Origin of the sequence: Enterobacter sp. TMH.L2, from assembly GCF_050847315.1 — a bacterium.
Taxonomy (GTDB): Bacteria; Pseudomonadota; Gammaproteobacteria; order Enterobacterales; family Enterobacteriaceae; genus Cedecea.
Map to the genome: position 1 here is coordinate 2,472,119 of NZ_CP193791.1, position 12,212 is coordinate 2,484,330.

The following is a 12,212-nucleotide window of genomic DNA, read 5'->3' on the forward strand; positions in this document are numbered from 1 at the left end:
GGCAAAAATTACTTCAGGGGTTCGGGCAGCTTAATCACCCAGAAATCGTTTTGTGATTCTGGTTTTTCCAGCGGCTTCAGCTCAATTTTGGTCGCCACTTCCGCGCCGTCTTTCAGCAGGTGACCTTTGCCGTCCACCTGGTAGTCATCGGCGTTCGCCAGCACGGCCTGCAGGCCAAAATCGTTGTCGTTGATCACGGCAATCGTCTGATTATCAATCAGCGCCATGCCTTCGGCTTTTTCCTGCTGCCAGCCCAGCTTGCGCAGGTCGACAACCTCTTTTTTGCTCGCCAGCTTGATGCCGCGCGCCTTCAGTTGCTCAGCATCATCAAACTCCGGGGCTTTTTCTTTATCGAACCCGGCCAGATCGGACGCGCCGTTCAGGTCAACCACGTAGACCAGGTTGCGCATCTGTTTGTTTTTGTCACCGCCTTGCTCAATCAGCAGCAGGCGGTGGTTGTCCAGCGCCACGATATCGCCAATTTTGGCATCTTTGGCTTTTTTATAGACGTCCACGTCGATCGGGTAGCCGTACATTTCGGTTTTACCGGTCGCCGGGTCGAGGCTGACCAGACGCGTGAACTGCGCGCTGTTTTTGGTTTTGCCGTCAATATCCAACGTGCTCTGCACCGCCGCAATAATCCGGCCATCCGGCATGCGGGTGATGCCTTCGAACCCACGGTTAGGCTGGCGCCATTTGACAATATTCGGCAATCCGCCCGCCACGCCCTGTTCACCGTGCTCAGCCTGCGGGCCATATTTTTTCAGGATTTTGCCGTCAGCATCCACATGGATAACGAACGGGCCGTACTCGTCGCACAGCCAGTAACCGCCCTTGCCGTCCGGCGTGATGCCTTCTGTGTCCAGCCCGCGCTGGTCACTCTTCAACTTCTGGAGCGTATCGCTCAGGGCAATTTCATTGGTTGCGCCAATCAGCCCTTCCGGCAGCGGCAGCCCGCTAATCGGCCCCTGCGCATCATGCAGCGGCTTCGCGTCGATAGCTTCGGCTTTACCGTTGCTCACGCGGATGGTCATCAGCAGCGGCGTGAAGTCAGGATTTGCAAAAATCTTGGATTCTTTTTTCCCGGCTTTCGGCGAGTCAGCATTGGGCCCGCGATCCGTCACGGTAGTAAAGATCAGGTCGTCGCCCTGCTTGCCCATAAAGGTCAGGCCCGAGCCAACGCCTACCGGCAGTCCGTGCGGGAAGTTAGCGGCGTATTCACCTGTGTAGGCCACGCTGTCCCCTTGCGGGAACGTGACAACGTAACGGTCAACCTGCGCATCCGCAGCGTGACCAGCCAGAGGGAATACGGTACTGCAAAGTAAGGCAAGTTTTTTTAATTTCATGGTTTTTATATATATCGGTGGTTGAGGTACCGGAGTTATAAAATAGCCAGATGACAGTAAGATTACACTTTGTGCTCTAAATTTCCCGCCCGGTAAATATCCCCTTTCAGCTGCCGATAACCCTACAGCCAGCAGTGTTGAATGCTCTTCAGCGCGGCTGGGATAAGAATATTTCACCGACTTAAGGATTTAGTATGTCAGTCAGGCGTTTTTCGATTTTGGTTTTCAGCACGCTGTTGCTTATTTTTCTCGCCAGCACGGCGTCCAATATTTGGTCCCTTACCCGCAGCAACCATGCCCTCAATGACGTCAACAGCGAAATACGCGTAGTGTTATCCGTCATTGACCCCATTAACCACAGCCGCACGATGCGCGTTCGCGCCATGCAGGCCATTCAGGAGATGGAATCCGGCAACGCCGAGCAGGCTAGCCAGAGCCTGGCTGGGGCAAAAGAAGCGCTGGGTAAAGCAGATACCAGCTTTAAGGCTTACCTTGAAGCGACGAAGCAGTCCGGGGAACAAGCGCTCGCCGATGACTATAAAGCCGCCTGGCTCGCCTATCGTGACGGAGGGCTGCTGCCTCTGTTAGAGGCCGCCCAGGCCAATGACAAAGCCCGCAGCGCGGAACTGGTCACGGGCACCATCCCGGCGCTCGATCGGGGGTTCGAAATTACGCTGGATAAGCTGCTGGCATTCCGGGAGCAACACGCACACCAGCTCAACGCCGACGCACAGGCAGGTTTTCAGTCGAGTTTTGTCGCCATCGGCCTGTTTGCCGCGCTGTTTATCGCGATTCTTGCCGCCGTGTTTGTTTTGCTGAAAGTTCGCGTCCTCAAAGAGCTGGACACCGCGAAGGCACACTGCGCTGAAATTGCCAACGGCCTGCTGCACCGTTCCATTGATATCAAATCCAATGATGAAATCGGCCAGATGATGCACAGCCTCGAGCAAATGCGCCTGTCGCTCACCGAAATCATCAGCCAGGTACGCGAGTCCAGCACCACCGTCGGCTATGCATCAGAAGAGATTGCGGCGGGCAATACCGACCTGTCCGCTCGCACCGAAGAGCAGGCGGCGTCGCTGGGTGAAACGGCGGCCAGCATGGAACAGTTGACCGTCACGGTTAAACGGACGTCAGAAAGCTCGCATCAGGCCAATACGCTGGCTAACGGTATGCGCGCGGCGGCCAGCGAAGGTCAGCAAATCGTCGACCAGGTCATCGGATCTATGCGCAATATCGAAACCAGTTCCGGCAAAATCGACAGCATTATTTCCATCATCGAAGACATCGCCTTCCAGACCAATATTCTTGCCCTTAACGCGGCGGTTGAAGCCGCACGAGCCGGGGAACAAGGTCGCGGTTTCGCGGTGGTCGCAGCGGAGGTACGCAATCTCGCCCAACGTTCTTCCGTGGCGGCAAAAGAAATTAAAGAGCTGATAGAGCTGTCCGGCCAGCAGGTCACCAACGGCAGCGAGCTGGTCAACCGGGCCGGGGAAAGCATGAAACGTATCTCTACGTCGATTACCCAGGTCACCACGCTGATGGCTGAGATTGCCGTTTCTACCGATGAGCAGAGCCGCGGTATTGAGCAGATTAATCAGGCCGTGCTGCAAATGGACGTGGTCACCCAGCAAAATGCCGCGCTGGTTGAGCAGGCCTCTGCCGCCGCGCATTCCCTAAAAGATCAGTCGCAGCGGCTCAATGAGTCGGTTTCAGTGTTTAAACTCGCCTGATAACCCTGGGGCTACCTCAACGCGCTTTGAGGTAGCCTTTGTTAAGTTTCTGTAGCGATAAAGATTGATCTGCGTCACAGTCTGCCGTTAAATACAGTCTCTTGTTACTAGTCTGTTACTCATCATGATCGTTCGCCCGCATCAACACTGGTTGGCTCGCCTCTTCGTCTGGCACGGCTCAGTGCTGGAAAAGATTTATTCCCGCCTGCTGCTGAATCTGCTGCTTTCTATTAGCGTTATTTTTTTCCTGCCGTGGTACGAAACCCTCGGAATCAAGCTCACCATCGCGCCATTCAGCATTCTCGGCGTGGCTATCGCCATTTTTCTCGGGTTCCGCAACAGCGCCTGCTACGCACGCTTCAACGAAGCGCGTCTGCTGTGGGGCCAGTTGGCCATCACGTCGCGCTCTTTGTTACGCGAGGTGAAAACGCTGGCGGGGGATCAGCCCGAAACGGTGCAGCGGTTTGTGAATTTACAGGTCGCCTTTTGCAACAGCCTGCGCATGACGTTGCGCAAAAAGCCGCAGCAGGAAACGCTTAGTCGTTACCTTAGCCCGCAGGATCTGGCCTGGGTCAGCGCAAGTCATGCGCCGTGTAACCGTATTTTGATGCTGATGGGCAGTTGGCTGAACCAGCAGCGCGAGCAAGGCGTGATTTCAGACGTGCTATGGCGCAGCCTGGACAATCATCTGAACGAACTGTCGGCGGTGTCCGGCGGCTGCGAACGCATTATTACTACGCCGATGCCCTTCGCCTATAGCCTGATTCAGCACCGCACGGTGTATATCTTCTGCATCATGCTGCCGTTTGCTCTGGTGACCGACCTCCACTACATGACGCCGTTTGTTTCCGTGTTTGTGTCGTATACCTTTATTTCCCTCGACTCGCTGGCCGAAGAGCTGGAAGATCCGTTTGGTACCGAGGACAACGACCTGCCGCTGGATGCTATTTGCGTGGCGATTGAGCGTGATTTACGGGATATGAACGATGAGGCGGAGAAGCCAGAGGCGCTGCAGCCGAACAGGCATTATCGGCTGAGCTGATTTTACCCTCAGCCTAACCCTCTCCCTCAAAGGGAGAGGGGATCACTCATGCTCCCCGTCGGCTATTTTCTCCCTTTTCCCATTGGAGAGAGGTGAAAACTCTGTCAAAACGCCACCCCAAACAATCCTGCCAGCTTACGCTTCCCGCTCTCGGACACGTGCAGCTCACGACTGACCAGATCCCGCCGCATCCACCCTTTTTGTTCGCAGGTGTGCAGCAACGCTTTGCCTAGCTGTCCTCCCAGATGTTCGCGTCTTTCACTCCAGTCCAGACAGCCGCAGGCGTAGCGCCGGCGCGAGGCCCCGCTTTCCACGTTTACGCCCAGAAGCAGCAATTGTTCTTCCCCCCTGGCGGTGACCACATACTCTTCCCCCTCCAGCCAGCGAAGGCGAAATAATGCGTCATGGAGTGCCACGGCGATCTCTCCCGCCATATGGTCATAGCAGGTTCTGGCGTAGCGAAGATTGCCGGGGGTTTTGGTGCGCATAGTCGCGTCATCGCGGCCAACCAGCCCCATTAATCCTTCCAGCGCTCCGGCAATTTGGCTGCTGTGAAGCCGGTAGTAACGATGTCGCCCCTGCTGCACGCAGGCAATCAGCGATTGCTCCATTAACTTTGCCAGATGGCTGCTGGCCGTGGACGGTGCCACATTAGCCATGATGCTCAGTTCAGTTGCCGTCCAGGCCCGGCCATCCATTAACGCGCACAGCATGCTGGCCCGTGTTTTGTCCGCAATGGCGGCGGCAACGGCGGCAAGCCGGGTTTCGAGAAAATCTGTTTCCATATTTCGATGCTCAGCGAAGCGTCCTGTCTGACGATGGATTAGGGTTAGCAGGAGATAACAATAAGGAGCAACCTGATGATCGCCGTAATCTTTGAAGTCCTGCCTGCAGGAGGACACTATAGCCGCTATCTTGAACTGGCGGCAGAGCTAAAACCCCTGCTTGCCGATATTGATGGGTTTATTTCCATTGAACGTTTTCAAAGCCTTAGCGAACCTGGAAAAATCCTGTCGCTTTCGTTCTGGCGCGATGAGGCCGCCGTGCTGCAATGGCGCAATCAGGAATTACACCGCAGCGTTCAGCGCCAGGGCCGCCACTCGGTCTTTAGCGATTACCGGCTCAGGGTGGCGGACGTGATCCGCGATTACGGCATGTTTGAACGCGAACAGGCTCCGCAGGATAGCCGCAACGCACATAAGGAAAACACGAATGAATGATCTCAGCCTGAGCCTTGCCATTGCTGCTACTTTTGTTCTCGCTGGCACCGTCAAAGGCGTCACGGGGATGGGGTTACCTACCGTCGCCATGGGGATTCTGGGGTCATTGATTTCCCCGGTGGCGGCGGCGGGCATGCTGCTTTTACCCTCTTTCCTGACCAATATTTTCCAGCTTTATGAAGGGGGCAACCTGGCGGCATTGCTCCAACGCCTGTGGCCGATGATGCTAACCATTGTGCTGGGTACCCTTGGCAGCAGCAGTTTATTGGCCTCGGGCAGTAGTCATGCAACCACCGTGGCGCTGGGCATTGCCCTGATCGTCTATGCCTTATGGACGTTGTTTGCCAGGCCGCTGCACCTTCCCGCCCGCCACGAGCGCTGGCTCTCGCCGCTGATCGGCCTCCTCACCGGTTTATTGACCGGTGGCACGGGCGTGTTTGTGATCCCCGCCGTGCCCTATATTCAGTCGCTTGGGCTTGAGCGCGATGAACTGGTGCAGGCGCTCGGGCTGTCCTTTACCTTTTCAACCCTTGCACTGGCCGCCGGGCTTTGGTGGCACGGCGCGCTGCAGGAAATAGCCATTAGCACGTCCGTCATGGCGGTTGTCGCCGCGCTTATCGGCCTGTTTGCAGGCCAGCGTATCCGCAGGCGCATCAGCCCATTAGCCTTCAAGCGCGGCTTCCTGATCTGCCTCGTTCTGCTTGGCGGTGATATGGTGCTCCGCGCGCTGATTTAGGCGAAAGGCAAACCTTCATCTTCCCAGCCGGTGATGCCGCCGGGCATCACCTTCACTAGCCTGCCGAGCTGTGCCAGTTTCAGGGCCGCCCGGTCGGCACCGTTGCAGTGCGGCCCGGCGCAGTACACCACAAACAGCGTGTCCTCGGGCCATTCGGCCATGCGGGATTCGGTGATCAGCCGATGGGGTAAATGAATAGCCCCCGGCAGGTACCGTCGGGCAAATGTTTCATCAGAACCCACCACGTGCAGCAGCACAAAATCTGGATCGCCGCTCTGGATCGCCGCGTTGACGTCGGCACAGTCGGTTTCAAGCGACAGTTTGTGCAGGTAATGCGCGGCGACGGTTTCTGAGGCTGCCGCAGGGTGGTCAGTCACGTAGCTCATGTTTATCTCCTTTTGGTTTGAGCTTTGATTCTGACGCCGCGACGGAGGCTTGACAGCTGGCACGAATGACGATTAGCGTAAATATCATGACAAAATTAGCCCCCTTGCCTAAAAACCCTCTTGTCGTCACGCTGGCTTACGACGGCCTTTGCACGTTCGAATTCGGCGTTGCCGTAGAAATTTTTGGCCTGCCGCGCCCCGAGCTGGGTGAGAATTGGTATCGCTTTGCCGTCGCCGGCATTGAGCCCGGCGAACTGCGGGCGATGGGCGGTATTCGCCTGGCGGTTGATGGCGGGCTGGATTTGCTGGCTGAAGCCAGTTTGATCGTGGTTCCTGGCTGGCGCGGGATCGATCAATCCGTGCCAGAGTCACTTATTGCGGCATTGCGGGCGGCACATGCGCGCGGTGCACGCCTGATGTCCATTTGCTCCGGCGTGTTTGTGCTGGCGGCAACTGGTCTGCTTGATGGCCAGCGGGCAACCACCCACTGGCGCTACACGGAAGCGCTGCAGGCGCGTTACCCGGCGATCGAAGTGATCCCGGACGTGCTTTATCTGGATAACGGGGATGTTTTGACCTCGGCGGGCAGCGCGGCGGGCATCGATCTTGCCCTGCATCTGGTGCGCCGGGATTTTGGTGCCGCAGCGGCCAACAGCGTTGCCCGGCGCTTAGTCGTGCAGCCTCATCGCGAGGGCGGCCAGGCGCAGTTTATCGAACAAGCAGTCCCCGTAGAGTACGAAGGTGAGCGGTTTGCGCCGCTGTTTGATCACCTGCAGCGCCATTTAAGCGAGCGGCACTCCGTGGCAAGCCTGGCCGCCTATGTCGGCATGAGCACGAGAACTTTTTTACGCCGCTTCGAAGCCGCGACGGGCCTCACGCCCGCCGCCTGGCTGCTGCAAACCCGCCTTAAACGCTGCCGGGAGCTGCTGGAAAACAGCACGCTGCCGATAGAGCATATTGCCGAACAGACGGGATTTGGCTCAGCGGCGACGCTGCGTCATCATTTCCGGAAACATCTTCGAACGTCTCCCGCCACATACAGAAACGCATTTACTTCACAAAACGAATAATTTACCTGCGGTTAGGGATTGTTTAAGTTGTGTACGGTATGATAGCTCCACTCATCTGAGTAAACCCTTTTTTATCACGCGAGGTATTTCTATAGAAATGCAGTAATCTGGAGGATTAACTATGTTAGGGAACATGAACGTATTTATGGCAGTACTGGGATTCATCTTATTTTCCGGTTTTCTTGCTGCCTGGTTTAGCCACAAATGGGATGACTAATGAACGGTGACCTTCCCCCACCTACGACGCCTCTCGCGAAATAAACTTTCCGGGAGGCGTTTTCATTTCTGCTCCATTGCGGTGGAGGATTTGCTAACAAAAAAATACAGCGCGTAATGAGTAAATCGGCACAATTTGTTGTCTTCCTATACGGAATCAACAAAAGCAGACTGGATTCACTCTGGAGAATTTATGCGCAAGTCAACAAAAGTAGCGGTATTAACAGCGGTATGGCTCGCGGGCGCGCTGCCCTCTCTGGCCTTTGCCTATTCAGGTGATAAGCAGCTAAAGGCGACGGCACCGGGCACGTCGGCACAGTCCTATGAACTGAAAGAATTCTCCTCAGATTTCAAAATGTACAAGATCGGCGACATTGCGCCCGACATCTACCGGACCGAACCCTATAACATCAAAAGCTGGCAGCTTCGCCATCTCCCTGCGCCACAGGTCGGTAGCCACTGGACCTACATGGGCGGCAATTATGTCTTAATTACCGACGCCGAAGGAAAGATCCTTCAGGCAATGGCTGGCGATATATTTTATCAGCACTAAGGATAATCCAACCCTGAGGCTGGATATCCTTAACAGCGAAAGGGTTTAATTTAATAAATTTCTCAGGGGATCGATTTCAGTATATTGATTGTCGATCTCCAGTAACCCCGCAATATCCAGTACCTGCCTGTACTCATCAGGGCTAATACGCACCTGATAATTTGCGATATGTCCACACAGCGTTTCAAAAGCCAGTACATTTTCTGAGAAGTCGATATATTCCAGCGCGAAGTCAATGAGTGACGAATCGAGCCGGTTTTTAAGAGCCTCACCAAAGGTTTTGATTTTTTCGTTGATATCCATATTGACCACGTAAAGTTAATTGTTATTTGCGTGCCATCATTGGGAATGGGAAACGGCATCCTGCCGAAATACATCCCTATGGATATCGGATTGCGGGGAAATTTCTTGAGGGGCGTGCGTAATACTTATTTCAGATAACGATCCGACACTAACTTTTCGCCAACCATTTCGCGTAATGATCGGGCCATTTCACGGTCGGTGTGCCAGGTTTGCCCATGCCGAAACCGTGGCCGCCGCTGCTGTAGCGGTGCATTTCTACCGGCACATGCTGCTGCTCACAGGCCGCGGCCATAATTAACGTATTCTGCGGGTCGGAAATTGGGTCGTCTTCGGCCTGGACCAGGAAAAACGGCGGCGAATGCGGGGTGACATAATTCTGCACGGACCAGGCGGCGTTCTCGGCTGATGAAGCATCTTTGCCGACCAGAATTTTATGCGTAGAGGTGTGCTCATAAGGTTTTTCCAGCGTAATGACCGGATAAATTAACGCCGCACGGTCGGCAAAGGCAGGTTTCTCGTCTAAACGATCCTGCTTTGGATACGAGCGGTAATCGGGTCGCGTGGCGGCCAGGCCAAGCAGATGCCCACCGGCGGAAAAGCCCAGCACGCTGACGTTATGTTCACGATCGCGCACGATTCTTAACGCGCGCTGCGCGTCCTGCAAGGCAACCAGATTGCCATCAGTCCATCCTTCCGACGGCAAACGGTAGCTCAGCACATACGCGGTATATCCCCGCGCCACCAGCCATTCCGCCGCGGGCCAGGCTTCTGACCCCATTTCAATGCGCTTATAGCCCCCGCCCGCCGCCACCAGCACGGCCTGGCCATTAGGTGATTCGGGTTCAATCACGGTCAGAATCGGGAGCGCAATATTGCTCTGCGCCCCGCGCGCCGACGTCTGAATACTCCCTGTCGGCCCACCACCGCCCGGTGGCGTGCCTTTCCACAGCGGAATAGCCGAACGCTTCACGCCTGATGCAGCAAACGAGACGCCCGCTTTAGCCGCGAGCAATCCGGCGGTAACACAGGTAATAAAATGGCGACGATCCATAGTAAACTCCTGACAATACAGGTTAATCACTATGCCAAAAGAGTGTGTCTAAAGTCATATTCTAAACCAGCAATACGTAACCAGCCGTTTCGCTTGAGTTAATTATGGAGAAAAACCGCCTGGTGGAAATCATTCTGTCCACTTTACGCATCGCAAAATAACAATCAATTCATCATACAATTTGATTTTGATTAATGAATCCTGCCGCGTATCGGCCTTAAATAGGCTCCGGTCAAACTGTTTCATTCGTTAAGAGGAGTGCTCAACATGATGATGACCTGGGACCGCAACAGGAATGCCATTACCACCGGCAGCCGCGTTTTGATTAACGGCACAGGCAAAACCGGGCTAATTAAAGCCATTCACGGTGAAGGTAAAAATGCCGAGCAAATTCGCCGCAGCAAATGCGTGGAAGTGGAAGGTTGTGAAGGGCAATTTGAACCGACGGAATTATTCCGCCTGGGCCTACACTGATGGCTAAAAGTTACCCGGCCTGCCGCCGGGTAACGGATGCTATTTACGCAGTGCCCTGACCTGCGAAAAACCGTGCTCAAACACGCTGTCAGCGGCACAGATGATCACGATAACGTCGCCACCGGATGCGTCCTCCAGCAAACGCGCCAGCTCGGCGTCCAGCTCCCGGTTCATTTTCGGCATCGCCAGGTGCATTTCCCCCGGATAATCCTCATCCTCGTCAGGCGGCATGTCTTCGATGCGGCTGCCCTTCACCACATAAATCAGCAGATCATTGTCGTTATGGGTGAGCTCTAGTCTCAAATATTTGCCAACCGGATGTTTAGCCATGCGTTACCTTCAATAGCGTATAAAATAATTTGTCGGCAATGTTAGCAAAGCAACGAGGATAAAACGATGCAGGACTGGAACCCCGCGCTCTATTTGCAGTTTGAAGCTGAACGTACCCGCCCGGCCGCTGAGTTGGTTGCCCGAATTAACCACCCTGGCGCAAACACCTTTACCGATTTGGGCTGCGGCCCCGGCAACTCCACGGCGCTGCTGCGTAATCTGGCGCCAGAAGCTTCGATTACCGGGCTGGATAACTCTCCCGCGATGCTCGCCAAAGCCGGTGCCGCACTGCCAGACTGCCGCTTTGAAGAGGCGGATATCTCCACCTGGCAGCCCGCCGTGAAACAGGATGTGATTTTCGCCAACGCTTCGCTGCAGTGGATAGCCAACCATAAGCAGGTCTTCCCACACCTGGCGGCACAGCTGGCAGACGGCGGCGTGCTGGCGGTGCAAATGCCCGATAACTGGCAGGAGCCCACGCATACATTAATGCGCCAGGTTGCCGACGAACTGGGGATCTCGCGCTCGAGCCGCGAAGCCTTGCTAACGGCTCAGGAATATTACGATCTGCTGGCCGAAAGCGGCTGCACGGTGGATATCTGGCGCACGACGTATTTCCACGTTATGCCTTCTGCCCGCGCCATCATTGAATGGTTAAGCTCGACGGGCCTGCGCCCTTACCTGCACGGGCTGGACGCCATGCAGCAGGAAGCGTTTCTTGAGCGCTATCACCAGTTGCTGCAGCGCGCCTACCGCAAGCAGCATGACGGCAACGTGCTGATGCCGTTCCCCCGCCTGTTTATTGTGGCGCGGAAAACGGCCTAGAATGAAGTGCCCTGTTGACGCAGGGCATCAATGTCCTGCAGCGGCGACGCGCCAAATGCCCGGCGATACTCACGGTTAAACTGGGAGGGGGAATCATAGCCCACCTTCCAGGCGACGCTTGCTACATCGCCTTCGCAGCTCAATAAACGCCGGCGGGCCTCCAGCAGGCGAAGCTGTTTTTGGTACTGCAGTGGGCTCATGATCGTCAGAGCTTTGAAGCGGTGATGCAGGCTGGAAGCGCTCATGCCGACGCGCTTCGCCAGCTCATCAATGACCAGCGGCTCGGCATAATTCTGTTTGATCCAGTTAATGGCTTCCCCCACGCCTTTGCCCTGCGCCCAGCCCAGCGCCTGTTTCCAGAATGAAGCCCCGGCGGGAGCGATGACCAGCCGGTAGAGAATTTCTTGCTTGATGAGCGGCGCGAGGGCATGCAGATGCTGCGGGCTGTCCAGCAGTGTGACCAGGCGCAGAAAAGCGCCCTGGAGCTCTTCTTCCGCGGCGGCGACCCAGGCCCCGGTTTTCTCCCCGTTGCCGTCCGGCAGCACCACGTTCATGTTCATGATCAGGTCGGCAATTTCTTTCCCGTCAAGGTCGATGCGCACGCCGTAGTAAGGCTCGGCTTCGCTGGCGCGAGTCACCTGCCCGGACACCGGCATATCCACGGCTGCCAGCGAATAGCTGCCGGGACCGTACTCCGTGACGTTGTCACCGATAAGCATTTTTTTGCTGCCCTGCAGCACCATGCACATGGACGGAGAAAGCATCCCGCGATTGAGCAGCGTCGGCTGTTCGATGCGAATAAAGCTGAGCCACGGCAGCGCGCAGCTCAGCTCCTTCACCCCGCCGCCGCCCGCCGGGTAACGACGGGCGACACGCTGGTGCAGTTCGTCAATAATGCGGCCCGAAGGCTGCTCGGTTGGTTGCATA

The 12,212-nt window shown here is 55.8% G+C and carries 16 protein-coding genes; 9 read left to right on the plus strand and 7 right to left on the minus strand.

The genetic code is table 11. The annotated features are described in order from the left end of the window. Positions 1–8: 8 nt before the first annotated feature. The gene (locus ACREYP_RS11845) at positions 9–1,346 is read right to left on the minus strand and encodes an esterase-like activity of phytase family protein (protein ID WP_498880874.1); all 1,338 of its coding nucleotides are present in this window, start codon (positions 1,344–1,346) and stop codon (positions 9–11) included. A 194-nt stretch (positions 1,347–1,540) separates the two neighbouring features. On the opposite strand from ACREYP_RS11845, the gene ACREYP_RS11850 reads away from it, so the two are divergent. Beyond that, positions 1,541–3,079, plus strand: a complete 1,539-nt coding sequence (locus ACREYP_RS11850; RefSeq protein ID WP_336818719.1) for a methyl-accepting chemotaxis protein — start codon at positions 1,541–1,543, stop codon at positions 3,077–3,079. A gap of 124 nt (positions 3,080–3,203) precedes the next feature. Continuing rightward, the gene (locus ACREYP_RS11855) at positions 3,204–4,121 is read left to right on the plus strand and encodes a bestrophin family protein (RefSeq protein WP_166874079.1); all 918 of its coding nucleotides are present in this window, start codon (positions 3,204–3,206) and stop codon (positions 4,119–4,121) included. A gap of 104 nt (positions 4,122–4,225) precedes the next feature. Here ACREYP_RS11855 and ACREYP_RS11860 read toward each other — a convergent pair whose 3' ends face one another. Further along, positions 4,226–4,906, minus strand: a complete 681-nt coding sequence (locus tag ACREYP_RS11860; protein WP_008459096.1) for an ArsR/SmtB family transcription factor — start codon at positions 4,904–4,906, stop codon at positions 4,226–4,228. A 75-nt stretch (positions 4,907–4,981) separates the two neighbouring features. On the opposite strand from ACREYP_RS11860, the gene ACREYP_RS11865 reads away from it, so the two are divergent. Then, on the plus strand, positions 4,982–5,341 hold the full coding sequence (locus tag ACREYP_RS11865) for an antibiotic biosynthesis monooxygenase family protein (RefSeq protein ID WP_336818721.1): 360 nt from the start codon (positions 4,982–4,984) through the stop codon (positions 5,339–5,341). Further along, on the plus strand, positions 5,334–6,077 hold the full coding sequence (locus tag ACREYP_RS11870) for a sulfite exporter TauE/SafE family protein (RefSeq protein ID WP_008459100.1): 744 nt from the start codon (positions 5,334–5,336) through the stop codon (positions 6,075–6,077). The genes ACREYP_RS11865 and ACREYP_RS11870 overlap by 8 nt, the downstream gene beginning before the upstream one ends. Here the strand turns inward: ACREYP_RS11870 and ACREYP_RS11875 are convergent. Continuing rightward, positions 6,074–6,463, minus strand: a complete 390-nt coding sequence (locus ACREYP_RS11875; protein WP_008459102.1) for a rhodanese-like domain-containing protein — start codon at positions 6,461–6,463, stop codon at positions 6,074–6,076. The genes ACREYP_RS11870 and ACREYP_RS11875 overlap by 4 nt on opposite strands. Positions 6,464–6,528: 65 nt before the next feature. Between ACREYP_RS11875 and ftrA the strand changes: the two genes are divergently transcribed. From ftrA to ACREYP_RS11890, 3 genes are all read left to right on the plus strand, one after another. Beyond that, a complete protein-coding gene (gene ftrA / locus ACREYP_RS11880; protein ID WP_008459105.1) occupies positions 6,529–7,533 on the plus strand; it encodes a transcriptional regulator FtrA in 1,005 nt (334 codons plus the stop codon). 121 nt (positions 7,534–7,654) lie between these two features. Then, entirely contained in the window at positions 7,655–7,750 is a 96-nt protein-coding gene (gene mgtS, locus ACREYP_RS11885; RefSeq protein WP_008459108.1) for a protein MgtS, read from the plus strand. A 192-nt stretch (positions 7,751–7,942) separates the two neighbouring features. Next, positions 7,943–8,302: an RcnB family protein gene (locus ACREYP_RS11890; RefSeq protein WP_336818722.1), complete on the plus strand. Its 360-nt coding sequence runs from the start codon at positions 7,943–7,945 to the stop codon at positions 8,300–8,302. 45 nt (positions 8,303–8,347) lie between these two features. On the opposite strand, the gene ACREYP_RS11895 is transcribed toward ACREYP_RS11890, so the two are convergent. After that, the gene (locus ACREYP_RS11895; RefSeq protein ID WP_008459113.1) at positions 8,348–8,605 is read right to left on the minus strand and encodes a MafI family immunity protein; all 258 of its coding nucleotides are present in this window, start codon (positions 8,603–8,605) and stop codon (positions 8,348–8,350) included. A 148-nt stretch (positions 8,606–8,753) separates the two neighbouring features. Then, entirely contained in the window at positions 8,754–9,656 is a 903-nt protein-coding gene (locus ACREYP_RS11900) for an alpha/beta hydrolase (RefSeq protein WP_336818723.1), read from the minus strand. Between the two features lie 270 nt (positions 9,657–9,926). On the opposite strand from ACREYP_RS11900, the gene ydfZ reads away from it, so the two are divergent. After that, positions 9,927–10,130 (plus strand): putative selenium delivery protein YdfZ, encoded by a 204-nt coding sequence (gene ydfZ, locus ACREYP_RS11905; protein WP_039296773.1) that lies wholly within the window; start codon positions 9,927–9,929, stop codon positions 10,128–10,130. 39 nt (positions 10,131–10,169) lie between these two features. On the opposite strand, the gene ACREYP_RS11910 is transcribed toward ydfZ, so the two are convergent. Next, complete coding sequence (locus ACREYP_RS11910) at positions 10,170–10,460, minus strand: hypothetical protein (RefSeq protein ID WP_336818724.1); 291 nt, start codon at positions 10,458–10,460, stop codon at positions 10,170–10,172. Between the two features lie 66 nt (positions 10,461–10,526). Here ACREYP_RS11910 and tam point away from each other — a divergent pair, with 66 nt between their 5' ends. Next, entirely contained in the window at positions 10,527–11,285 is a 759-nt protein-coding gene (gene tam, locus ACREYP_RS11915) for a trans-aconitate 2-methyltransferase (RefSeq protein WP_336818725.1), read from the plus strand. Here the strand turns inward: tam and ACREYP_RS11920 are convergent. Continuing rightward, a complete protein-coding gene (locus tag ACREYP_RS11920; protein WP_336818726.1) occupies positions 11,282–12,211 on the minus strand; it encodes an AraC family transcriptional regulator in 930 nt (309 codons plus the stop codon). The two genes, tam and ACREYP_RS11920, sit on opposite strands and share 4 nt — an antisense overlap. Position 12,212: the final 1 nt, after the last annotated feature.